Below are 23,394 nucleotides of genomic sequence, written 5' to 3'. Positions count from 1 at the left end.
TGCACCACAGAAAGTTTCAAGACACACCTTGATTGGAATTTATGAACTCTGGAATTCTAACGATCTCAGAAAACCTTATTTGCCCCCGAACAGGCCGCCTGGAATTCTAACGATCCCATTGGAGCTTATTTTGCTGAAACTCGGTCAGAATTCTATTATTTACAGCAAATTCACCCGAATAACGCTTCTGGTGATCGTTAGAATGTAAAACCCTCCAATACACGCGAAATAAGGTTTCTGGTGATCGTTAGAGTACGATGGGAACCAGAAACAGGGTGTGAGTTAGATATGACGGGTAGCCTTACCAGGGAATTAGATAAAACAAGAAAAGAAAAGATCCTCACGCTTAGTTCATGCTACGTGGGGATCTTTGTGTTTCACCAGCTTTTATAGCGGAACAATCTGCATTTGCTTTTGTTTGAAATACACCCATTCGGTGAAGCCGATCTCCCGCAGACGTGTGCGAACAAGGTCAAGCTCATCAGCTACCCGGCCCGGGATATGAGCATCTGAACCGAAGGTCACTTTTACGCCGTAATGATTGGCACGTTCCAGGATAGCATCGGACGGGTACCAACCGCCACTAAGCTTGGTTTTGCCCGAGGTGTTGATCTCAATCGCCACGTTGGCATCGGCTATCACCTGAAGAGCTTCGTCAATCGCATGATCTGCAATAATTTCGGAAAATGGCGGATAGTTGCCTTTCATCGCATCGATATGCCCAAGAATCTGGAACATGCCGCTACGGGCCGATTCTGCGATTAGCGCATAGTAGCCTTCTTTCACTTCAATTTTGCGAGCGTTGCTTAGTCCGTTCCAGCGGGTTTTGTTGAAAATACTGATATCCTCCGTGTGATGCACGGAACCGATAATATAGTCGAACGGGTACTGTCCCAGCGTTGTCCGGTACAATTCAGCATGTGATGGAAAGTAGTCGGATTCGATTCCGAGCAAAACGTCAATTTTACCGGCATATTCTTCTTTTAACGCGAGCACTTCAGCTACATAATGTTGTAATTCAGATTTACCCATTGCAATTCGCGGATGAGCCTGCTCCAGTTCACTGCCGAAGTAAGGGGTGTGATCCGAGATTCCAATAGCCTGAAGTCCTGCCTCTATGCCTGCTTCAATGTAATCCCTGATGTTGCCGTCCGCATGACCGCAGCGGAAATGGTGTGTATGAAGATCAAATTTCATATGGAATCCCTACCCTTTCTTTTCATCTATTTAAGTTGAACTGAAGATTTTATACAATCCACTCCGATGACAGAACAACCTTCAATCGCTGTTATCCCCAGATTTTTTTGATTCCCTTTCCGAAGGGGAAAATCCGGTGATAAGCGTATGCTTCCGATGTAGCTTTCTTGCAGAAAGCTTTCAGGCGAGCGCTCCGCTTTTCAGGTTTTTTCTGTCCTCTCCGTTCACGTGTAAAAAGAATAGTTCAACTTATCTAGGCTTATTCCGAGCTGATAAATTGAGTCTCCGGCATGCCTTTGAGATCACTCAGAAACTGATGCATCGCCGAATTCAGATAACGACTGGATTTATAAATGACACCTACAGGGTGGCTGACCTCAAGCTCACTTAAAGGGATCATGCGGAGTGTACCTTGCCGCAGCTCCTGTGCAACAGATTGTTTGGAGATAATGGCTGCACCGAGATCAATCTCCACCATTCGTTTCACTTCTTCGCTACTCGACAACTCCATGACAACATTGGGTTCGATGTTATATTTTTTGAAAACGGCTTCCGTAAACCGGCGCCCAACCGTATCCGGGGACAGGAGAATCAGAGGTGTGCTCCGCAGTACATCAACTGCGGCATGTTTTTTCTTCGCCAGCGGGTGGGAAGGGGATACAACAAGCTCAAATGTATCGTAGTATAGCACCGATGTACTAAGGTTAGGGTTCCGTTCGGTCAAATATCCAATTCCGATATCCACCAGACCATTCTCGACCTGTGTATAAATCTGCGCGGAGGGCAGAGATTGTATGCTTGTTTTAATGAGTGGAAATTGATCCTGAAAATAAGAGAGCACCCTTGGCAATATTTGGATCGCAATGGATGTCGTTGTTCCGAGTACAATACGTCCTTGTGGCGTTTCATCAAGATCGGACAGCTTTTGTTTTAACTCATCTACAATATCGAGCATCCGTTCAGCATGTTCCAGAAAAACCTGCCCACGATCGGTGAGGGTTACGGGTTGATTCCGATCGACAAGAACGGTGTTGAATTCGTCTTCCAGACTTTTGATCTGAGCGGAGACAGCCGGCTGTGTCAGGTTGAGAAGTTCTCCCGCTTTACGGAAACTCATCGTTTTGGAAATAGTAATCAGCGTTTCGAGCTGGCTGATGTTCATATACGGCCTCCTTGCAACAAAATATCCTCTGTATGTCATGTGTCATGCAGTGAATTCCGTGACGGGTTCTGTTTCTTTTATCTTAAATTATAGGGGATTACGGAGATCAGAGCAATGAAGGGCATACGCCTATTTGAAAGTAGACTAATGGACTAAATAAATGGAATAAATGTGAAGTAAGCTAAAATTTAAAATTTTAACTATATACACAACCGGTATAAAAGTCCTACATTCTTTTTACAGTATCAACGAGGGAATAATATTTCTTTCCAAAAGTGTAAAGCGACAAAAACAGCTATAAACATTTGCTATTCTAATGACGATAAATTATAGTACACAAGATTTCCTGAATTCTTAATGAATTCTCGTACGTGATAAAGTATAATAAATTTAATGAATATGGGACTTTTGGTGTGTGACCAATAACCCAGTGTGAGGAGGACATATACAGTGAAAGCGGAAGTAATTAACCCATTCCTGGAATCTGCACGCAACGTTTTTGAACAGCTCATCCAGGTTTCGCCTTCCACCGGGAATCTTGGCGTGAAAAATGTAGAGTACATTGCTGACCATGTCTGGATCGTAATTGGAATGACGGGGCAGTTGAGCGGAAATATTGTTTTTGGTATACAAGAGACGGTGGCTTTGAAAATCGTTTCAGCTATGATGGGTGGTTTTGTCATCACCGAGATGGACGATATGAGTAAAAGTGCGATCTCTGAGCTCGGTAACATGATCAGTGGTAATGCAAGTACAATTCTGTCCAACCAAGGCGTTGTCGTGGATATTACGCCTCCTCAAGTGATGCAATCTGAAATTTTAGCTAAATTCAATGCAACAAAAGCGCTTAGCATTCCTTTGATGATGGATGGAATTGGCGAGATGGATATTCAGGTGATGATCTCGTAAAATAGAAGCATAGGCCTTCAAGAGGCCCAATGTGTTTTATTACGGGAGGACATCAACCATGCTGAAAGATCAGGTTGTTTTTATAACAGGGGCATCAAGTGGAATCGGTGCGCTCTGTGCACAAATGCTGATCGAGGAAGGAGCCATCCCGATTTTGGCTGCCCGTTCGCGGGATAAGCTGGATCAGATTGGTGCTTCACTACGGGGGCGGCATGAACTGCTTACGCTGGATGTCACAGACAGTGAGCAGGTTCAGACGGCTGTAGATGAGATGTTACATAAATACGGACGAATCGATATTTTGCTGAATAACGCCGGATACGGAAAATTTGCTGCCATGACAGACATGTCTGTACAAGAATTCGATGAGATGATGGACGTCAATTACATGGGCATTGTCCGTTGTACCAAAGCGGTGCTTCCACATATGCTTGAACGGGGCAAAGGCCAGATTGTAAACGTAGCTTCGATGGCTGGTAAAATAGGGACGGCCAAATCAGCATCGTATACGGCTACAAAGCATGCTGTACTTGGATTCAGCAACGCACTGCGTCAGGAACTGCGCAAGACGGGAATTACCGTCACGACGATTAATCCAGGTCCCATTGACACACCGTTTTTTGATCGTGCGGATCCTTCAGGGAATTACGTAAACAATGTGCGCTGGCTGATGCTGACACCTCAGAATGTAGCGGGCCATATGATTCGGGCCATGAAGAAACGCAAGGAAGAAGTGAATTTGCCACGGCTGGCATCAGCGGGTATTTGGCTATATCAGTTGTTCCCGAGACTGGCTGACCGCTTGTCACACGGTGTAATGAATCAGAAGTAGAATGTAACGAGTGCACCATATATCGGATGAAGAAGGGCTCCGCCGAGGGGCTTTTCTTTTTTTTGCGCAGACTTGAACATTTCGGCAATAAGATTTGGTAAGCGGGCTTATTTCGCATATAATGAAAGGTAATGTGATGACAGGCTTTTGTTTTTTTAAGAATAAATTTAAAGGATGGAATACATGACGAATCAAACTTTTGCATCAATTGGCGTAGCAGAGGATCTGGGAGCATTGTTAGCTCAGCACGGCATTAACGAGCCTTCCCCGGTACAGGCACAGACCATTCCGGTTATTCTGGAAGGGAAAGATGTGGTGTCCAAGTCACAGACAGGAACAGGCAAAACGCTGGCGTATCTGCTACCGCTTCTTCAATCCATCAAAAGTGATATTAAAGGAACCCAAAAACTGATTATTGCACCAACGCAGGAACTTGCCATGCAAATTGTGCGTGAGGCTCAGCGTTACGGTGCGGATCGCGGCATCGGTGTACAAGGTCTGATTGGCGGCGCTGCCGTGAAACGTCAGATCGAGAAATTGCGTGAGCATCCAGAGCTGGTTGTTGGTACGCCTGGACGGTTGAAGGAACTGATCACACTTAAAAAGCTGAAAATGCACAATGTATCGACCATTGTTATTGATGAAGCAGATCAGGTGTTCCAGCTCGGCGGTGTAAGTGACGTGGAATTTGTGCTGAAAAGTGCGCTGCGCGACCGTCAGTTAATCTTCCTGTCAGCTACAATTGACGAACATACGGCTACGCTTGCTAAGCGCGAGATGAAAGAGCCTGTTCATATCGGTATTGAACCGGATCGTGCGACGGCTGCAGGACTCGAACATTATTATTTTGTGGAAGAGAGCCGCAACAAGATCGATATGCTGCGTCGCCTGGTTAGACAATACAACCCGGATCGGGCAATCGTCTTTGTGAATGCAACGGAGGATATCGGTGAGGTTGAGGCAAAAATGAATCACCTCGGGCTGTCCGCAGCTGCGCTTTACGGAGATGCCGACAAAGTGACTCGCAGCAACGTACTCGCCGCCTTCCGTAACGGCAAAATTCAATTGCTGATCGCCTCCGAGGTGGCGGCAAGAGGATTGGACATTGAAGGTTTGCCAATGGTCATCAACTATGACCCTGCTTTTGACTCAGAGCACTATGTTCATCGCGCAGGCCGGACAGGCCGAATGGGACGTTCAGGAATTGTATTGTCCATCGTCGATGAAACCCAAATTTTCATCATGCGTAAATTCGCTCGCGAACTCGGAATTGAATTACAGGAGCGTACACTCTTCGGAGGTAAAGTGTTGGTGGCTGATCCGCGGCCGGATACGCGCCCTGAAGGACATTCGTTCTCGCGGAAACCGGGACAGTCCCGTGATCGCAAGCCAGCTCAAGGGAACCGGAAACCGGGCACGAGAGCAACCATTTCGAATTCGGGTCAGCGTCCCGCAAGCGGCAAACCTAGTGGTAACGGAGGCCGCACAGAGAGCGACCAGAACCGCAAAAACAAGGGAGCGCCCAAATGGAGCAAAGACAGAGCGCCGCGCTCTGAGGAATAATCGGATGAAAGGGGTGCAGGGATAGATGGAAAATGTTCAATCGCCTGTGCTGCAAATCAGCGGGCTTAGTGGTGGGTACAGTGCCAAACGGCCAGTGCTTCATGACGTGAACCTGGAAGTGGGCCGCGGAGAAATGGTCGGATTGATTGGATTAAACGGTGCTGGCAAGAGTACAACGATGAAACATATTCTCGGTCTGATGACTCCGCAACAGGGAGAAGTTCGGGTAATGGGCAAAAAACGGGATGAGGATGCACAGATCTACCAATCTGCGATGGCCTTTGTACCGGAATCTCCTGAATTATATGATGAAATGACCGTCATGGAGCATCTGGAGTTTACGGCAAGAGCGTACAATGTGTCCGAAGCGGATTTTAAACAACGGACAGAGAAGTTACTGAATTTGTTCCGCATGAATGAGAAAAGCACAAGTCTGTCCACACATCTGTCCAAAGGGATGCGTCAAAAGGTCATGATTATGTGTGCTTTTGTGGCAGGACCGCCACTCTACATTATCGATGAACCATTTCTTGGACTCGACCCGTTGGGTATTCGTTCACTGCTTGATTTTATGCTGGAGATGAAAGCAGCCGGGTCTTCCATTCTGCTGAGTTCACACATTTTGTCCACGATTGAAAATTATTGTGACCGCTTCGTTGTATTGCATCGTGGACAGGTCATTGCTCAAGGAACATTAAACGAACTGCGTACGAAGTTCGGGGAGCCTGACACACCGCTGGAGCACATGTTCTACTCCCTCGTGCAAGGCAGGGATTAGTATGGATCTCAAGCTGTTATGGAAGCAACGTCGGACAGGTTTTTGGAATGGAATTTTACCTTATGTGGGCTATGTCATTCAGAGCGGCGTGGCGATGGTATTTCTGTTTCTCGTCATCGCTTTCTCCGCTTGGTATACCTCCTTCGTACAGAATATTCCTGCGGGATTTCCGATTCGCTGGATTGCTTTATTGTTGCTGGCTCCGCTTGCACTGTTTAGCAGTTATCGTACATATTTGCTTCCGGCAGATATTGTCTTCTTGCGGCCGCAGGAGTACCGGATGCAGGATTATTTGAAAAACAGCTTTGTGCGTGGCGTTATTTATAAGATGCTGTTGTTGCTTTTTGTATTTCTTACTTTGTGGCCACTTTATGTAAGGGCAGATGTAGATGCCAAACCACTAGGCTGGTCGATGTTGTTTCTCGTACTATGGAAAGTGTTGTCCAGTTATGGTGCATGGCAAGAACTGAGGATGGTTCAGGCTGGAGCGTCCAAGGGATATCGGATGCTACGCTGGGCACTGGCTATACTTGCCGTTGCCGCCTGGCTATGGCAACCGCCACTACGCAGCCTTTGGTTTCTGTTGTTACTGGCCGCTGTTTATATCGTTGCGCTGCGTATACCTGTTAAACACCGAGTCGCTTGGGAACGTCTGATTCAGGTGGAGCAGACACAGGCAGGCAGAGTGATGCGTACATTAGGCTGGTTTGTCGATGTGCCATCGTCCGGGCAAAAGGTAAACGCTCGCCGCTGGCTCAGCAAATGGGGCAATGGGCTTCCATGGAATGCGGGACAGGCTTACCGATATCTCATGACCAAAACATTTATTCGAACGGAAGTATTCACCATTGTTCTGCGTCTGATCATTCTGGGTATGTTGCTTTCCTGGTGGACGGCAGGCAGTTACTTCGGAATCGGGGTATATCTGTTCTTCCTGCTACTTACAGGCATTCAACTGGGGGTGCTGCGCCGCAGTCACAGTGAATCCTTCTGGATCATGATCTATCCGATCTCAGGAGAGAGCCGCCGTTCACAGGTGCTCGGTTTCATCTTCCAACTGAATGTGATAGCCGCATTGCTCATGTGGTTGCCGATGCTGGCAGCAGGAATGGAAGGTCTGAGCATAACAGGCATTGCACTTGTACTCGGTGTACTTGTGATTGTGCTGATGCGTCGTTCGCAGGGCAGCAAATGGCTCAAAGAGGAAGAGGACGAGTAGAAGAACCCAATTAGCTTAAGCTTTGGCTGAGCCGTCAGGTTTATTCATCACAAGTGAATGAGTCGTAGAAGCAAGAAAAGAAGGGTATTTCGGGCTGTATCCCGAAATACCCTTCTTTATTGATGTGTGATGTAAACTCATGATGTCGTGTGCGTATACATAGCGAAGGCGTATTAGTACAGGAAGGATTTTGTGATGATTACGAGCAGGATGAACAGTACGAGAATGGCACCAATGTTTGTGAATCCTCCAACGCCACAGTATCCGTATCCGCCTCTTGTATCTTCAACTTGGGACATGGTTCATACCCCTTTCGAGTAATGGTTTGGCACGCCCTTGCGTACATCGTATATTATGTGTCATGGTGTTAGGCTGATTGGGCCTCTGCCCGTGCATATGTGTTTTGGGCATCTGTCCAGTAGGAGGGTAGGAGCCTTAGTGGACGCAATTGAAGTTTTCTGAAAATGTGAATGTACTAAAACGAAAAAACCCTTCGGCGGTGACATTAGCTTTCGCAATGTGCCGCAAAGGGTTCTATTTTTGAGACCATCTAAATTAGAAGGTTATATTACTTATATGCTAAGTCGTTTGTAGATCCTGAACGCCGCGATAGACCGTATCGAACAGTTCTTCCAAACCTGCTTCCTCAATACAAGAGAAGGCAATTCGCAAATCCGATTCACCGAGTGCAATCGTGCCCACACCATATTGGTGCAACAGATGGCTACGGAGTGCTTCAGCACCGACTTGTTTAAGCTTCAGACACATGAAGTAACCGGAGTTGAACGGATAATAATCCCATACGTCTCCATACTTACCGCTGTCCAGGATTGCTTTAACTTTGTTGGCACGGCCTTTCATAATCTCAAACTTTTCTTGTTTCTGTGCTTCAAACTCCGGTGCTTTCAGCGCATCCAGAACAAAAGTCTGTGAAGGATGTGGTCCGCTTGAAATCGTTGCACGGATGATACCAAGTGTTTTTTGCTCCAATGCATGCAAAACAGCAGCATCTTCATGAGCAAATGTAATGAATCCTACACGGAAGCCCCATACGAATTCTTCCTTCGTTGCACCGTCGATTTTCACCGTTAATACACGTGGATGGATATTGGCCAGTTTACCAAAAAGAGACTCATGAATGGAATCTTCAAAGAACAGACCAAAGTAAGCATCATCTGTAACGACAACAACATTTACACCCGCTTCAGCAGCTTGACGAATGGCATCAACGATGGCATCTGCTTCTGCGCCGCCTGGCGTGTAACCTGTCGGATTGTTCGGGAAGTTCAGCAGAACAATGGCTTTCCCTTTGTCCTTTTGTGCAAGCAACGCCTGAAGCAGCCCGTTGCTGTTGAAGTTCATTTGATCATCAAACAATGGATAATAAATCAACTGGCCGTGTCGACGAATTCCGAAAGTCAGCTCGTAATTCTCCCAGTTTTTATCCGGATATATAACAGCGTCCCCTTCTTCAGTGAACAGGTCGGCTACGATGCTGAGTCCATGAGTCAGTGCGTTCGTTACAATTGGATTCCCGAAAGATTTACCTTCCAGAGAAGGGGTTTCTTTCAGCATCTTCTCTCTCCAAACGGTTCGTAATTCAGGTTTGCCTGCAGGCGGTGCGTAAGGATACAGATCCTTCGGCTGGAATGCGGACAACTTCTCCTGAATCACCGGAAGATGCATGGGTACTCCACCCTCCAGAGCGATACCAATCGTTGCATTATAGGTCTTGGCCAAGCTTGCTGCTTCCGCAGATTGACTTAAGATACCTTCTTTAGGAAAATAAATTTCTTTGCCGAGTTGTGACAGCATGGAGTAGACGTGACTGCTGCCGGCCTGAATACTTTCGTTCAACTGTTCAGCCAGTGGATTCATTCTTTTCATCCTTCCAAGTCTTTGTGATTCACTGCCTAACATTATAACACCTTGACATGGCCCCGTCACGGAAATTACGCAATATGACAGTTATATCACTTCACCGCGTTGTTGCGCGGGGTCAGAATGCAACATTAGCATGAATGTAAGGCCGGATTTGGACGAGTTACTCCTGATGGTACGGGCAATACTTTCGCATCATTTCAGCCGTTTCATGATCCCGGCCTTCGTTTCGTTTATGCAGTTCATCGCTGATATGATCAAATCGTTCAGGTGTCAAATTCTGCCCGAATTTAAACTTGGCACTGAGTCGCTCCGGTACGATTCGAACGACAGCAACAGCTTTGAGTTGCCCGGTGTAGCGTGAGTCCTGTGCATCAATCGGTACATAACCGCCTTGCGGTTGGAGTTTCTCCATAAACCGCTGCAGTACCTTACCTTTAATATCAAGATCTTCTACACGCTCTGCCAGACCGGATGCCATGACACTTTTGAAAAAAGAGGTTGCAGGACAGGCCAGTTCAGGGTCACTGAAAAAAGAAGGAATCAGCGAGAATTCCTCCGCCACGGTAAAGCTGACAGACGAGTTCTGTTTGATCTGTTTCATTTTTTCACCGGCTAAACTTCCATGAAAATAAAAGCAACCATCCATATATACAAAATTCAGCGGTGTGACTCTCGGTTCTCCATCCGGGCTGACGGTACCCAAAAAACCGAATGAGCACTGGTCCAGAAATGTAATGATTGCCTGTTCTTCTTCTACCGAAAACTCTTTGCGTCTCATGTGATTTCCCCCATTATTGTAGAAATTGTTAGGACAGGTCTGAATGTAGAAAGCCATTAGAACATGTCAGAAATATGATTACAGTATTGCATTCCATGAACATAACCATAAAACGAATATTGACAGTAAAATAGATCCAATTTACATTCATTTTTATAGGCCAATTGGAATAGAAGATGATTTTAAGCAGGAAGTAAGACCAGGAAAAGATAGAAGTGAAAATAGAATTAAAGATCAAGAAGACATGTTAAGGGGGGAATCGCATGGAATTGTGGCTACCACTTGATTCATACGAGCTCCAATATCGATACAAATATCAAGCGTTATATCACGCACTGCGGGATGCGATTCATTCAGGTGCACTGGAAGCGGGAGCACGGTTGCCATCTACGCGTTTACTGGCGAAACAGTACGACATGTCGCGCGGGTCGGTAGCCCAGGTATACGATATGTTGCTTGCGGATGGATATGTCCGTGCTTATCCGGGAAAAGGAACCTATGTTACGGAATCCTTGTCCGTGCATTACAACGATCATAGCGAAGCGGTGTTGCCTTTATCTCCATGGGGAGAGCGTCTTCGCGCATTAACGGCAGAACACAATCGTTCACGTGTAGAGGTGCAACTGGCACAGGAATCAGTCATCAATTTTCGGATGCAGCGATTGTTGCCAGAACATTTTCCAAAAGCCGAGTGGAAAAGCGCACTCGCTGCGGTTCATCGTAGTGGCTGGCGGGATGCAGGTGGTGCAGCCGGTGATCCGGAGCTGCGTGAAGCGATTGCCGCACATCTTCGCCGGACACGTGGTATTCAAACGGAAGCTTCACAGATCGTACTGTTCAGTGGATCGATGCAAGGCATTACGCTGTTATCCCAGTTACTCATTGATGAGGGAAGCCCTGTGGTGCTGGAAAGTCCGGGTTATCAAGGCATTGTACATGCGGTCAGATCTTGCGGCGGTCAGGTAATACCCGCAGCGGTTGATGAAGGGGGCATTATCCCGCAGCATTGGCAGGCAAAGACATTATTTGTCACGCCGACTCGTCAGTTCCCGACCGGAGCGGTGTTAGGGCTGGAACGAAGGCGTGCCTTACTGAACTGGGCATCAAAACAAAATGCCGTTATTGTGGAAGACGATTATGACAGTGAGTTCCGCTGGGGTGGACGGCCGATTGAACCACTTAAGGTGCTTGATCGTGAGCAACGCGTGATATATATCGGTTCCTTCTCCCAAACGATGCCCGCTTCGTTCCGGCTCGGTTATGCGGTATTGCCGAGCAGTCTGGTCGAGCCATTGCTGGCTGCCAAGGCTCTGTATGAACCGGTGTCACCTGCGTTGCTGGAACAACGTGCACTAGCCAGATTTATGACACGAGGTGGATACATGCGGCATTTACGTCGATTAACCCGGCTATATGGGGAGCGGCATGACTTTTTTGTGGAGGAGATGAATCGGTGGTTGCCGCAAGCATTCACCATGCAGCCAGGGGATGCCGGTTTGGCCATTTACGCGATCTGGAACGGTGACCAGGCAAGTTATGAACGGTTTACCAAAGAGCTTCATAAGCAAGGAGTTTTGTTCCGGGATGTAGAGCAGTATCGCTTGATTCCGGGGCATGCTGCGATTTGTTTCGGGTTTGCTCATCTGCAAAAAGAGGAGATTCGTGAAGGGATACAGCGGATGCAAGCTGCGTGGGAGAAGTGTACATTTTCGTTTCAGTGAATTCCGCTGTATAATGGGATAAGTGTTTAAAGAGATTAACTGTCAAGGGGGAGTGGCGACATGCTGCAGGCATCGCCGTCATCATTTGTAATTTTGCCCGCTGTCGCCAAAATAGTCTGTGAGCCGGGCTGGAAATGGCAGAAGCGTGAAAAACCGATGCAAAATTATGATTTATTTTACGTGTGGAGCGGTGAAGGCACGGTTATTTTGAATGATCAGCCTTACGAGGTTGGCAAAGGGAGTTGTTTCCTGTTTCGTCCGGGAGACCATACAAGCGCAACGCATAACAGACAGAAACCACTGGTGCTTACATATATTCATTTCGATGTGGACGAGCCTGTTGTGGATGTACCTCAGTCTTACCGTGAAGTGCAGGAGACCGTGGAGTTCGAGCATTTGCTTGCACGTTACGTAAGGCTGTTTTTGTCCGATGTGTATGGACGTGATGAAGAGAGCAGGCTGATTCTGAAGCAGTTAATGATCCATTTGCTGCGTGCGGATACGGAAGAACCTGTGGAGAAAAAGGTAAGTAATCAGTTGTCCGATGTGATTCAGGAGGTCGCGAATTATGTTCGTCAGCATCCCGGAATAACTCATCGCGTAGAGGATCTGGCCGCACGAGCCGGTCTGTCGCCGCGTTATTTTTCAATCAAGTTCAAGGAACTTGTCGGATCATCGGTACAGTCCTATATTATTCGTATGCGCATTGAACGGGCAGAACATCTTCTGGTGCATACCGGTATGAACGTGACCGAAGTTGCGGATGCACTGGGCTATCGGGATATCTTTTTCTTCAGCCGTCAGTTCAAGCAATATACGGGCAAAAGCCCGTCAGAGATTCGTTAAAGACACGCCCACGTCTCGTTCGCAAACATCACAACGTTTCAATGCTGGATGGCTAGGGTAAGTAACTACCATTCCAGATGACCTTACAAGGAGGAACATGTGATGATGAACGGAAAAAGACGGGTTCGTAGCCGTAGAAATTCCATTAAGGGATGCAGTATTTTTCGGAAACGTCTGCGCCGGCTGAAACCCGTTGAGGAACTGCAGGACGTATGGTTCTAACGTTTGCAGATATGGCTATTACCTTCTTATGAACAGGCGATTCAGCCGAAGAGAGGCCACGCCATGCGTGTATACATGAAATGATATTGAGATAAGTATTCAGATGGGTAACATTCATATCATGAATCATAGGCATTTATGATAAAGAATAAAGAGGATGACATAAGACCTGATTGCAGGTGCTACGTCATCCTCTTTATTTTGCGTATGAGATTAAGGTTGTTTGGGTTTCAGACGACCAAGTAAAGCGCCCATTTTAACGGAATCTCCAGGTTTCAAATCAGGGAGTGGTTCGAAGGTATCGGTCTGCATAAGCAACACAACGGTAGAACCGAACTCGAAATAGGCCAGGTCATCTCCTTGAGCCCAAGCTTGGGTGTCGATATCGGCATATTGAATACTGCTGACATTCATTGCACCCACTTTGACGACAGCTACTTCGCCATATTCATGCTGAATATACGTAATAAGCCGTTCGTTGCGGCTCAGCACGGACTTCATATGGGTGAGTCCGAAATCATTCACAGGATAAACTTTGCCTTTGATATGTTCGCTCTCCATCTTACGACCGCTGACAGGTGCATGGATGCGGTGGTAGTCGCGCGGACTGAGATAGAGCACAAAACCATAACCATGCTTGTACTTCTCCAGATGTGGAGAATGGTTTAACAATTCAGCAAGTGTATAATCTTGTCCCTTTACATTCAGAATGGTTCCTGCGGAAATCGGGCCAGCTGCCGTAATTTTGGCGTCGACAGGGCTGATTAACGCATGTTCCGAAACGTCTAGCGGGCGCATCCCGGGTTTTAATTTGCGAGTGAAGAAATCATTCAGGGAACGATATTCTTTCCAATCCTTCTCGGCTTCCTGTACAGGGATGTTGTAGGTCCGGACAAAATAAGGGATAAATGCTTTGCTTCCCCGGCTTTTGGAGAAAGCTCCCACGGTCCGGGAGATCCATTTGCGCGAAGAAAGCTCAGTCATTAATCGCAACAGCGTTTTTGCCATGAATATCCCCCTTAGGGTTAATACAAACTTCAAGGCCGCAAAAGCGGCCATTCTGCATAATATTGACACAAATCACGAATGAAATCAATACAATCCACGATCATAGGTTTGTGGCTGTCTTGGAATGCTGGAGTTGTGATTGACCAGTAGCCGTCCGTACGCCATTGGTTTGTTATATGTCATCTGCCAATGTTCCTGCATGCCAGCTTTGCGAAAACCATATCGCTGATCCCTGCCATTGCATTCAATAAAGTAAATTCCTCCGTTTGGGGTCACGCCGAGGTCGAGGCCCAGATCAGCCAGATGAGGCAAATTGGAAGCCAGCGTGTGAGCAATGCGAAGGGCAACCATGGTTATCCGGGCTTGCAGCTGGAACAGTTCCGTACTCGGTTCAGCCAGACCAAGTGCTCCAGCAACAGTCATGACTTTGCCGCCTTGCGCGATATTCGTAACAAACGTATGCACCGGGGCTGCCTTGGCAAACATGCCAGTGACACTCCATAATCCATCTCTCCCGCGCTGCACGGATACTCTCAGATCAACAGGCCTTCCCTCATACCGGATGAGCGGAATCCGTTCTTCAATCAGATAAGCATGGCGGAATATCCGCCTTAGTGTAGCGGAGGGCAACTGTCCCCGGTTCAACTTGAAGGTGGCCCAGCCTTTACGCGATGCCCTCGTTTCACAGGTTATTCTCCAATTTCCCTCCTGCTGGAAGAGACGCATAATGCCGTGACCGATGCTGCCGCTACACGGTTTAATGACGAGATCCTTATGATGTTCCATCATGTAAGTGAGGGATTCGGGCGTTGCTTTGACCGCGTGAGGCAGATGATCTTTTAAGAAAGGGTCTTGCCGCAGCATATCATGCACATGGTCCTTCCGATAACGATTACGCACGTTATACACCTGTATGCCTTGCAGGAGCAAACGTGTAATCTGTTGCTGCTCCGCACGGCGAAGCTGGAGCGCGCGGTTATGGATCACGGAAGGAAGGGGGATACGTTCTCGGACGTATCGACCTTCTTTTTTCACATAAGCTAGACATGTTTTACGATCCAGATCGATATCCTCCAGCCTTAAAAAACAAGGCGTTAATCCGTAACAGGCTGCAGCCTGTTCATAATTGGCGAGTGATTCCTGACCGGTCCTTCCGGCCGGTATCCCCCGGTACATGCGTGAATCGAACATAATGCCGATCGTTTCTTGGAGCATGACCGTTCCTCCTTCATTGTTATCGCGCAACCATGATTTTTTTCAGTATGCCGGCCTGTCAATGCATGGTTTTAACATCGCGATAACGCAGACCGGTGTGCAGACGCATTTTTATACATCCGTTGATGTCCAGACATCTTATCTTATGAAACGAGCGGATGCGGGGCGTGGACAGCCGCCTTCTCTCTTCACTTCGTACAGCCTAATTACGCCAAGGCAGATGTAACGTTAACCTGAGTAGACAGGAATCTGATCAAGGATGTGCAAAAGTAGGGTCATAAAAGTGGCAGATGCCCAGCTCAAAGCATATGATGCCGGAGATGAACGTTAGGGGAAGGAGCTGGCCTCATGAGTAAAAAAGGCAAGAAAAAGGTTTTGACGCCTAAATTGCGTCATATCAGTCCCAAATTCAGGGAGCTGGATTTGATGGATCGGCGACTGGAATTCAGCAAGCCGGAAAAAACAGTGAAAAAAGAGGAGGTTTCGACTTCCGATAGAGTTGTCTCCAAGGAAGTTATTGCTGATACCGCAGTAACATCCGAACAAATCACGTCCGATTCATTCATTAATAAACCCGATGTGGTAGTTGAAGTGCAAGATGCGGAGCAGAAGCAAAAGCAAGACCAAGACAGAAACCAGGTGCAGGAGCAGCAAATTTCCCCTTTAAATGCAGAAAAAAATAGCGTGGAAAAAGAAAGTGTAGAAAAAGAGCTTCAGATCAGAAGCGTTGCTCACCTTCCATTAAATGAACACGATAACCAAATCCGTTTAACAGGCAAGCATCGTCTTGAACAATTAAACCAGAACCAGATGCCAGGCTATGAAGGGCAGTATATTTATACAGATGACCTCAGTGAGTTTGCCGTCACGGAAAGTAAGCTGGCTCCTTTTTCGGTGGACGCCTCCAAGCTGAAATCAGGAGCTGTAGGAAGCGAGGCGCTTCAGGATTATGCAGTAACAAGTATTCATATCGCGGATGGTGCAATTGTTTCTGCTAAGCTGGCCGAGGCTTCGATTGCGGAGGAACATCTGATTGATGGCTCTGTATCAGGTCACAAAATCAGAAATGCATCCATTGCTGGAGATAAAATCCGGGATGGGAGCATTACCTCACAGAAGCTGGGTAATCAGGTCATTGATGCAGCCAAAATAGCGGATGGCTCCATCGGCACAAGGCATCTGAGTCGCCTGCTCGTTACAGAGGAATTAATCCAGAATCAAGCTGTTACTAGTGAAAAAATCGCGATTAGCGGGATAGAGACCCGTCATTTAGCTGGTGGGGCTGTCCATACCTCGAAACTGGCGGATGATGCGGTCACCAGTGCCAAAATACGTGATGGAGCGGTGACAGGCAGCAAGATTGAAGAGCAATCGATTGATGCACGCCATATTCAGGCCGGTTCGGTGAAACAGTCTCATCTGGCTGAAGGTTCCGTTGGACGTAATCAATTGCTGGCAAGCAGCATCGGTAGCGAACAGATTGAGGATGGCTCGATTCATACAAGGCATATTGCCGAACATGCCTTGAATGGACGACACCTGGTGGATGGTTCGATCGGATCAGTCCAGATTCGAGCTGCTGCTGTAGGGAGCGAACAGATCGGCAATGCCGAAATCGGCAGTGAGCATCTGGTCGATGGAGCCATCATTAGCAGCAAGCTGGCAGATCAATCGGTGGGAACAGCAAAATTGCTGGAGCAAGCGGTGACGGCTTCGAAACTGGCAGATCAAAGCGTTGTCGCTTCCAAAATATCAGATGAAGCCGTGCTCGGGAAACATCTGGCTAAAGGCTCGATTCGCGGAGAACATATTGCCAATCGAGGCATTACACCGGTTCATGTGGATAATGGTGCTATTCATTCCATACATTTGGCGAGTGGAAGCATCGAGACAACGCATCTATCCGAGGGAAGTGTATCTGCGGATGCGCTGGCTTCAGGTGTTGTGCTGGAAAAACATCTGGCGGAATCTGCTGTAGGCTCATTCCAATTGCAGGATGAAGCAGTCACAACCGCAAAGCTGGCATCAGAGAGTGTAACGGCTGATAAACTCGCTCCAAGTGCGGTTACAAGCAAAGCTATAGCCTCAGGTACGGTCAATTCGTCCCACTTGGCCAAAGCAGCCGTATCAACGGCTCATCTGGCTCCCGGCAGTGTTGATTCCGAAGCGCTAAGGCCGTATGCAGTGAAAGCCGAGCACCTGACAGAGCATGCCGTAGGTGCCCCTCACCTGCAGCCGGGCAGCGTTCAGTCCGAGGCCATATCACGTGCGGCGATTACTACCGACAAAATAGCTCCGGGCAGCGTGACTTCAGCGCAGATGGCAGGCGGCTCCATCTTCCCACCGCATCTTACAGACCATGCTGTGACATCACCTAAACTCTCACCGGAAAGTGTCTCTACAGATAAGCTGGCTGATCTATCGGTTACCTCGGCCAAACTGGCTGACGGCAGTATCACTTCCGCCAAAATTATGGCCGAAAGCATCGTTGCCAAACATATCCCTGCGGAAACGATTCGTGGATATCACCTGAAGCAGCATACGATCTCGCTGGAGCATCTGTCCGATGAGGTGCGTACGCCGGAATTATTTGCAAACGGCAGTATCCCTGGCAGCAAGCTTCGTCAAAGAACAGTGACGACAGAACATCTGGCCACCGACTCGGTATCCGGCGAGGAATTGCAATACGGGGCAGTGGGGAGCGAACATCTGCAACGAGCATCCGTTGATTCCATGCATCTCGCCGAAGGCAGTATAAAATCAGATCATTTGACTGCCCAGGCTGTCGATAGTGTTCATCTGAGAGAAGAGGTCATTCGCGGTGAACATATCACCGAGCAGGCGATATCTTCCAATCATCTGATGGCCGGAGCGGTGCACACAGAACATTTGGCTCCGCTCTGTGTAACAGAAGCACATTTACAGCCAGGGCTGATCAGTGGATTGCATCTGCAATTGGAATCTCTGGGGGCTACACACCTGCAACAAGGTGCAGTTCATTCTCGTCATATCCAGGATGGAGCTGTTTTCGCCCATCATATTCAGGAGCGGAGTATTGGAACAGAACATCTGGAGGAAGAGTCTGTCCGATCCGTCAATTTACAAGATGGTGCAGTTACTACGTCTAAATTGGCAGATGGCAGTGTGGACGGCAGTAAACTGACAGAGGGAGCGGTAACCAGCATTCATTTAACCGAAGAGAGTGTGCAGTCTGACCATATAGCAGAAGGTGCAATTCGTGCGGATCATATAGAGGATGGTAGCATTACGGCAAGCCATTTGAGCGAAGAAGCTGTAAACACTGCTCATCTGCAAAATGGTGCAGTCACTGCTTCTAAACTGGCGGATAGAAGTGTGGACGGCAGTAAACTGACCGAAGGAGCGGTAACCAGCATTCATTTAACCGAAGAGAGTGTGCAGTCTGACCATATAGCAGAAGGTGCAATTCGTGCGGATCATATAGAGGATGGTAGCATTACGGCAAGCCATTTGAGCGAAGAAGCTGTAAACATTGCTCATCTGCAAAATGGTGCAGTCACTGCTTCTAAACTGGCGGATAGAAGTGTGGACGGCAGTAAACTGACCGAAGGAGCGGTAACCAGCATTCATTTAACCGAAGAGAGTGTGCAGTCTGCGCATATCGCAGAAGGCGCAATCTGTGCGGATCATATAGAGGATGGTAGCATTACGGCAAGCCATTTGAGCGAAGAAGCTGTAAACACTGTTCATCTTCAAGATGGTGCAGTGACAGCGTCTAAACTGGCAGATGGCAGTGTGGACGGCAGTAAACTGACCGAAGGCACGATATCGTCTGTGCATCTCGCTGATCGTGCTATTGATGGCAGCAAATTAAGTGAGCAAAGTATCACGTCCAGTCACTTAAATGATGGAATTGTTGGTACATCACATTTAAGTGAAGAGATCTGGAATGCGATTCGTCAGGTCAGTGCAGAAACGCTGGAGCAGCTTGCGGAGTTCAAACGGCAGGAAGCGATGCAGGAAGTGCAGCAGTTTATGCAGTCGGTAGGTCTGCCCAATGAAGGCCTGTTTGCCTGGGGAGATGATGCGGAGGAGTCTTCGGATACGCCAGTTGAGCTCCAAGCCGGAAATCTGAATCTTCAGGAGCTGCTCGGGCTGCGCAATGATTTGGAAGTAGATGAAGTATCAATAGAACGCGAGTCAGTTGCGGAAATCACCGAAGCTGGAGATGCATTGGATGGAGAACATGCGTTATCGCTGGATATCGCTGACACAGAATTCTCCGATGCTACTGCGCCTCAACAGTCTGATCCTGAGGTGCCAGCCACCTATAACCTGGAGCCTCAGTCAGTGACACAAGAGCATTTGTGTGATGGTTCTGTAGGCAGTAAACAGTTGCAGACAGGTGCTGTTCAAGCCGAACATCTGGCATTCCAGCCGGTACGTAGTGTGAGTAAACAGCCTGCTGTGCAGCAGTTTGGCATGGAAGCTTTTGTGTTGCCAGAGAATGAAACGTGCACCGAAGTGACCATTGTTTTTGAAGAGTCGTTTGTTTCGGAGCATTATGTCATTGTAGCCATGAGCAACGATCGTGGATTCCAGGTATCCCTGTTATCCCAGAGCGAAGATGAAGCTGTCCTGGAAGTAACGCGAACAGCAGACTGCAAGCATACGTATGGTTTGTTGTCCTGGATTGCAGCCGGGCCATCGGCATAAAAAATAAACAGAAGCGGTGTCCAGAGTTTGTCCCGGACACCGCTTTTGCTTGGCAAGTCTGACCGTTCGGACATGAGGGGTGTCGGAACGATGCTGTTTTTTTAATACAAGGATAATTGCAAAAATAATAAGTTCGGCATTACATTTTTATGGATGGCTATAGGCGCTGCAATGATCGTTAACGATAACGATTACAGTCCTACAGCTTGATAGGCTTTAGTGATTGCCGTTGCCTCGGCAGAATTCGCGCCGTAGAGGTCTTTGGCAGCTTGAATGGTTGCCGTTTTGGCTGCTGCGAATTTGGATGTCGGTGTCAGGTAATTCACCAGTGTGCTGTAGAAGATACGTACCGCTTTATCCCGGCCGATGCCGCTAACCGTTACACCGTTATGTGTACCGCCTTGGGCTGCAAGGTAATAAGCTTTGTTGATAATACCGCTGTTGGTATGCACACCGCCGTTATCCGCACTACCTGTGTAACGGTCACTATATTTGTCGGGCTGACCATACAGCGTAGGGTTAGACAAGGAGCGTAGCGCGTCACCTGGAATGTTAGGGGTATAGATATCGTCACCCAGCAACCAGTTTTTGCTCTCGATGGTGTTCCCTATAATATCGGCAAAAGCTTCATTTAAAGCGCCCGGTTCATTACGATATTCCAGATTGGCCGTATACTCGATGACCCCGTGTGTTAATTCATGACCTACAACATCCAGGTCAGCAGAGAATGAACGGAACAGTGAGCCGTCGCCGTCACCAAATACAATCTGTGCCCCGTTCCAGAAGGCATTATTGTAGTTGGAGCCATAATGTACTGTGGAGCGAATTAACAATCCATTGCCATCAAGGCTGTTGCGGTTAAATTTATTTTTGTAAAAATCGTAAGTAGCGGCAGCATAAGCATGTGCATCTACAGCTGCACGGTCTGTCCATACGTTATCGGAATCTGTGAGCAGCGTGCCTGGCAGAGAGGAGCGATTATTCGCTGTGTAGGTTTGGATGCCTTTACCCCGAGTAGTATCTTTCAGTTGGTAGGTACTGCCGGATTGCGTTGTAGTCAGCGTTTTGGTGTCACCCAGCACGCCTGTACCTGTGCCTGTAGCAAAGTTGATGATATCAAACTGGGATACGATGCTTCCGTCCACGGCGTTAATAAAATATTTGGTTCGCAGCGGGGCAGGTTCAAGTACGTTCACTTCGGTAATGTAAACCAGATAGGTCTGGCCGTCATCTTCATGATGATAAATATTGAGTTCAGCCTTAGGCTCAAGCTCCGGTGCACCTAACTCGCCGATTCGGGATGTTGCTTCTTCCGAAGCCACTTTGATCGCGTCTTCTGCACTGATACCAGGGACTCCATCATTAGGAATCGCTTGTTCTTCAACAGGCGGAAGTTCACCGAGAGCAGAAGTCACAGCACCCGTCTTGTCCAGATGGAGGGTCTGCTCAGCACCGTAGACCGGAATGCCTTTGATGTACTGTTGCAGACGGAAGTGCCTTACACCGGAAGTGTCCGTGTTACGTTTAATGATTTTGAGCTGGCTTTTGATATCAGAGTTCAGGAACTCTTCCTGTTGTCCAAGGTAATTATAGATCGTTTCGTCAGGATTGTTGTTCAAAAGGATGCTCTCCTCGGAGGCATAAGGGGCCTCAAGTGGAATAGATGGATCAGATGGCGCTGCAGTAGCAGAGGATACGGAAGCGAGCAAAAGAGCTCCTCCAAGAATTGTTGGCATAACTTTGGCAAATTTCATTGATAACTCTCCCATTCTCATCTAAATTTTTGTTGAAAAAAAGGGTTTATGCCTAACTCGGCTGGGTTTCCGTCTGCATCTGGCAGGGCGGAGTGAGGGGCTGAAACAGAAGTGTGTTGAAAGAAGCAGGGGTTGTCCCCCTAGTGATTGTGGCAAACCGAAGGTTCTATATAGAACCGGGATGTTCAATCCGTGTGTGGCATGCGCGAAGAAGAAAGCTGGCTTGGGAACGGCATCACTCCTTTCAAGTTCAGGGCTGGGTTAGTGTACAAAACGGAGGAGATCAAACGTCTTAACTAACCGAAGGTCAATAAAAGGATAGAAAGAAACGAAGGGGAACTTAAGTTCTTGGTAAGGTTAAAAATGTAAATTATGTGGCTTGAATCGTATAGTATCACAGTGTAAAAGTTTGGAAAAGATGCAATTTTAATTTTTTTTGAAAATTGTGTCTAAGGACAGGGAAGAAGTGTCATTTTTAAAAATATTGACGAATATTGTCGGATCATAGGGTGGCTGTACTTACATCTCCGCCCAGAAGCTAAGCAGGATAAGGACATACGCCGTTTCCACTGCTCCACGAATACATAGAATAACGTGTACTCCCTTGGCATGATCAGGACGGATTGTGGGAGGTGAATTTGTTGCGGAAACAACGTAATAGAGCCAGTTTTGCAACAAAAACAAGAAAAAAGCGTACCAGACGGGTATCTGAAAAAAGACGAATCCAATCGAGAAGGAAAAAGGGTACAAAGACCTATGTCTTCTCCTTACCACCTAACCACTCATTTCATTCGAACGATCGGAGAGAAGCACATGAGATGGTTGGGGAAGTTACTGAGCAAGACAGAGAAGTTATCCGGCAACCTGTGCTATCAGTAATTATTCCAGCGATGAACGAGGAACGCACCATTGCTACTGTAGTCCGTGAAGCGACACGTATATGCCGCGATGCGGAAGTATTGGTTATTGTAAACGGGTCAACCGATGGCACAGCAAATGAAGCTGAACGGGCTGGCGCACGGGTACTCCATTATCCCGAAGCTCTGGGACATGATGCAGGACGAAGAGTAGGGGCAGCATCAGCCCGAGGGCAGATCCTGCTGTTCACGGATGCAGACATTCCGATCCCGGCCGAACACCTGGCACCTTACGTTCAGGCAGTACTAAATGGAGTCGATGTTGCACTGAACAATTACAACGGTCCAGTGACACGGAGCCCTGTTCATCCGGTCATTGAAGCGAAACATGTGTTGAACAGTCTGCTCTCCAGATCCGATCTTGGTGGTGCTTCTATGACAGCCATTCCTCATGCGCTCAGCAGGCAGGCACTTGAGATCATTGGCGTATCTTCGTTGGAAATTCCGCCACTTGCTCATGCCAAAGCGATATTTGGCGGTCTGAAGGTGCAAGCTGTGCATCATGTGCCTGTAGGCAAATGGAATGCTGTTCGCACAAAAAAACGAGGCGGTGCTGATCCGCTTAGCCAGCTCGTACTGAGCGATCATCTGGAGGCGGTCCGCTGGATTGCAGATACACGGGGGCCACGGGGGGGTTACCCTGATCTGCAACGTGTTCGCAGTCTGGCTCAATAGGAAGTTGTAACCGTCAGAA

At 47.7% G+C, this 23,394-nt stretch carries 18 protein-coding genes; 10 read left to right on the top strand and 8 right to left on the bottom strand.

Annotation, left to right across the window (positions count from 1 at the left end; translation table 11 throughout):
- Positions 1 to 387: 387 nt before the first annotated feature.
- Positions 388 to 1,197, bottom strand: coding sequence for a histidinol-phosphatase (locus FS818_RS24375; RefSeq protein ID WP_145335505.1), 810 nt, complete (start codon positions 1,195 to 1,197; stop codon positions 388 to 390).
- 259 nt (positions 1,198 to 1,456) lie between these two features.
- Positions 1,457 to 2,359, bottom strand: a complete 903-nt coding sequence (locus FS818_RS24370) for a LysR family transcriptional regulator (RefSeq protein WP_090919420.1) — start codon at positions 2,357 to 2,359, stop codon at positions 1,457 to 1,459.
- A gap of 450 nt (positions 2,360 to 2,809) precedes the next feature.
- On the opposite strand from FS818_RS24370, the gene FS818_RS24365 reads away from it, so the two are divergent.
- From FS818_RS24365 to FS818_RS24345, 5 genes are all read left to right on the top strand, one after another.
- Positions 2,810 to 3,268, top strand: a complete 459-nt coding sequence (locus FS818_RS24365) for a chemotaxis protein CheX (protein WP_145335503.1) — start codon at positions 2,810 to 2,812, stop codon at positions 3,266 to 3,268.
- Between the two features lie 58 nt (positions 3,269 to 3,326).
- Entirely contained in the window at positions 3,327 to 4,100 is a 774-nt protein-coding gene (locus tag FS818_RS24360; protein ID WP_145335502.1) for an SDR family NAD(P)-dependent oxidoreductase, read from the top strand.
- A gap of 183 nt (positions 4,101 to 4,283) precedes the next feature.
- Entirely contained in the window at positions 4,284 to 5,663 is a 1,380-nt protein-coding gene (locus tag FS818_RS24355; RefSeq protein WP_145335500.1) for a DEAD/DEAH box helicase, read from the top strand.
- Positions 5,664 to 5,688: 25 nt separating this feature from the next.
- Positions 5,689 to 6,441: an ABC transporter ATP-binding protein gene (locus FS818_RS24350; protein ID WP_145335498.1), complete on the top strand. Its 753-nt coding sequence runs from the start codon at positions 5,689 to 5,691 to the stop codon at positions 6,439 to 6,441.
- A gap of 1 nt (position 6,442) precedes the next feature.
- On the top strand, positions 6,443 to 7,660 hold the full coding sequence (locus FS818_RS24345; RefSeq protein WP_145335496.1) for an ABC transporter permease: 1,218 nt from the start codon (positions 6,443 to 6,445) through the stop codon (positions 7,658 to 7,660).
- A 173-nt stretch (positions 7,661 to 7,833) separates the two neighbouring features.
- On the opposite strand, the gene FS818_RS29120 is transcribed toward FS818_RS24345, so the two are convergent.
- The 3 genes from FS818_RS29120 to FS818_RS24335 all read right to left on the bottom strand — a co-directional run bounded on the left by FS818_RS29120 (position 7,834) and on the right by FS818_RS24335 (position 10,322).
- The gene (locus tag FS818_RS29120) at positions 7,834 to 7,959 is read right to left on the bottom strand and encodes a YjcZ family sporulation protein (RefSeq protein ID WP_208606778.1); all 126 of its coding nucleotides are present in this window, start codon (positions 7,957 to 7,959) and stop codon (positions 7,834 to 7,836) included.
- Positions 7,960 to 8,239: 280 nt separating this feature from the next.
- Entirely contained in the window at positions 8,240 to 9,538 is a 1,299-nt protein-coding gene (locus FS818_RS24340) for an aminotransferase class I/II-fold pyridoxal phosphate-dependent enzyme (protein WP_145335588.1), read from the bottom strand.
- A gap of 166 nt (positions 9,539 to 9,704) precedes the next feature.
- Positions 9,705 to 10,322: a pyridoxamine 5'-phosphate oxidase family protein gene (locus FS818_RS24335; protein ID WP_145335494.1), complete on the bottom strand. Its 618-nt coding sequence runs from the start codon at positions 10,320 to 10,322 to the stop codon at positions 9,705 to 9,707.
- Positions 10,323 to 10,585: 263 nt separating this feature from the next.
- Between FS818_RS24335 and pdxR the strand changes: the two genes are divergently transcribed.
- Together pdxR and FS818_RS24325 are read left to right on the top strand one after the other, a co-directional pair.
- Positions 10,586 to 12,043: a MocR-like pyridoxine biosynthesis transcription factor PdxR gene (gene pdxR / locus FS818_RS24330; protein ID WP_145335492.1), complete on the top strand. Its 1,458-nt coding sequence runs from the start codon at positions 10,586 to 10,588 to the stop codon at positions 12,041 to 12,043.
- A 60-nt stretch (positions 12,044 to 12,103) separates the two neighbouring features.
- Positions 12,104 to 12,889, top strand: coding sequence for an AraC family transcriptional regulator (locus FS818_RS24325; RefSeq protein ID WP_090919385.1), 786 nt, complete (start codon positions 12,104 to 12,106; stop codon positions 12,887 to 12,889).
- 435 nt (positions 12,890 to 13,324) lie between these two features.
- Here the strand turns inward: FS818_RS24325 and asd are convergent, their stop codons facing one another.
- Together asd and FS818_RS24315 are read right to left on the bottom strand one after the other, a co-directional pair.
- Positions 13,325 to 14,119 carry an archaetidylserine decarboxylase gene (asd, locus tag FS818_RS24320; protein WP_145335490.1) on the bottom strand — a complete coding sequence of 265 codons (795 nt, stop codon included), beginning with the start codon at positions 14,117 to 14,119 and terminating at the stop codon, positions 13,325 to 13,327.
- Between the two features lie 84 nt (positions 14,120 to 14,203).
- Positions 14,204 to 15,334, bottom strand: a complete 1,131-nt coding sequence (locus FS818_RS24315) for a YheC/YheD family endospore coat-associated protein (RefSeq protein WP_145335488.1) — start codon at positions 15,332 to 15,334, stop codon at positions 14,204 to 14,206.
- Positions 15,335 to 15,395: 61 nt separating this feature from the next.
- Between FS818_RS24315 and FS818_RS28975 the strand changes: the two genes are divergently transcribed.
- Together FS818_RS28975 and FS818_RS24310 are read left to right on the top strand one after the other, a co-directional pair.
- Complete coding sequence (locus FS818_RS28975) at positions 15,396 to 15,560, top strand: hypothetical protein (RefSeq protein ID WP_186375584.1); 165 nt, start codon at positions 15,396 to 15,398, stop codon at positions 15,558 to 15,560.
- A 122-nt stretch (positions 15,561 to 15,682) separates the two neighbouring features.
- Positions 15,683 to 20,029, top strand: coding sequence for a WIAG-tail domain (locus FS818_RS24310; protein WP_145335486.1), 4,347 nt, complete (start codon positions 15,683 to 15,685; stop codon positions 20,027 to 20,029).
- Positions 20,030 to 20,220: 191 nt separating this feature from the next.
- Here FS818_RS24310 and FS818_RS24305 read toward each other — a convergent pair whose 3' ends face one another.
- A complete protein-coding gene (locus FS818_RS24305; RefSeq protein ID WP_145335485.1) occupies positions 20,221 to 21,783 on the bottom strand; it encodes a M4 family metallopeptidase in 1,563 nt (520 codons plus the stop codon).
- 818 nt (positions 21,784 to 22,601) lie between these two features.
- On the opposite strand from FS818_RS24305, the gene FS818_RS24300 reads away from it, so the two are divergent.
- A complete protein-coding gene (locus tag FS818_RS24300; protein ID WP_260989961.1) occupies positions 22,602 to 23,375 on the top strand; it encodes a glycosyltransferase family 2 protein in 774 nt (257 codons plus the stop codon).
- The last annotated feature ends 19 nt before the right edge of the window (positions 23,376 to 23,394 follow it).

The organism is Paenibacillus xylanexedens, from assembly GCF_007680605.1.
In the GTDB taxonomy this organism is placed as follows: Bacteria; Bacillota; Bacilli; order Paenibacillales; family Paenibacillaceae; genus Paenibacillus; species Paenibacillus xylanexedens_B.
This window is presented reverse-complemented; position numbering and strand designations above follow the sequence as displayed.

Coding starts and splice junctions, on each gene's coding strand:
- FS818_RS24305 (WP_145335485.1), bottom strand. CDS start 21,783: ATGAAATTTGCCAAAGTTATGCCAACAATTCTTGGAGGAGCTCTTTTG.
- asd (WP_145335490.1), bottom strand. CDS start 14,119: ATGGCAAAAACGCTGTTGCGATTAATGACTGAGCTTTCTTCGCGCAAA.
- FS818_RS24375 (WP_145335505.1), bottom strand. CDS start 1,197: ATGAAATTTGATCTTCATACACACCATTTCCGCTGCGGTCATGCGGAC.
- FS818_RS24355 (WP_145335500.1), top strand. CDS start 4,284: ATGACGAATCAAACTTTTGCATCAATTGGCGTAGCAGAGGATCTGGGA.
- FS818_RS24345 (WP_145335496.1), top strand. CDS start 6,443: ATGGATCTCAAGCTGTTATGGAAGCAACGTCGGACAGGTTTTTGGAAT.
- FS818_RS24350 (WP_145335498.1), top strand. CDS start 5,689: ATGGAAAATGTTCAATCGCCTGTGCTGCAAATCAGCGGGCTTAGTGGT.
- FS818_RS24310 (WP_145335486.1), top strand. CDS start 15,683: ATGAGTAAAAAAGGCAAGAAAAAGGTTTTGACGCCTAAATTGCGTCAT.
- FS818_RS24315 (WP_145335488.1), bottom strand. CDS start 15,334: ATGCTCCAAGAAACGATCGGCATTATGTTCGATTCACGCATGTACCGG.
- FS818_RS24335 (WP_145335494.1), bottom strand. CDS start 10,322: ATGAGACGCAAAGAGTTTTCGGTAGAAGAAGAACAGGCAATCATTACA.
- FS818_RS28975 (WP_186375584.1), top strand. CDS start 15,396: ATGCATGGTTTTAACATCGCGATAACGCAGACCGGTGTGCAGACGCAT.
- FS818_RS24370 (WP_090919420.1), bottom strand. CDS start 2,359: ATGAACATCAGCCAGCTCGAAACGCTGATTACTATTTCCAAAACGATG.
- FS818_RS24300 (WP_260989961.1), top strand. CDS start 22,602: ATGGTTGGGGAAGTTACTGAGCAAGACAGAGAAGTTATCCGGCAACCT.
- FS818_RS29120 (WP_208606778.1), bottom strand. CDS start 7,959: ATGTCCCAAGTTGAAGATACAAGAGGCGGATACGGATACTGTGGCGTT.
- pdxR (WP_145335492.1), top strand. CDS start 10,586: ATGGAATTGTGGCTACCACTTGATTCATACGAGCTCCAATATCGATAC.
- FS818_RS24340 (WP_145335588.1), bottom strand. CDS start 9,538: ATGAATCCACTGGCTGAACAGTTGAACGAAAGTATTCAGGCCGGCAGC.
- FS818_RS24360 (WP_145335502.1), top strand. CDS start 3,327: ATGCTGAAAGATCAGGTTGTTTTTATAACAGGGGCATCAAGTGGAATC.
- FS818_RS24325 (WP_090919385.1), top strand. CDS start 12,104: ATGCTGCAGGCATCGCCGTCATCATTTGTAATTTTGCCCGCTGTCGCC.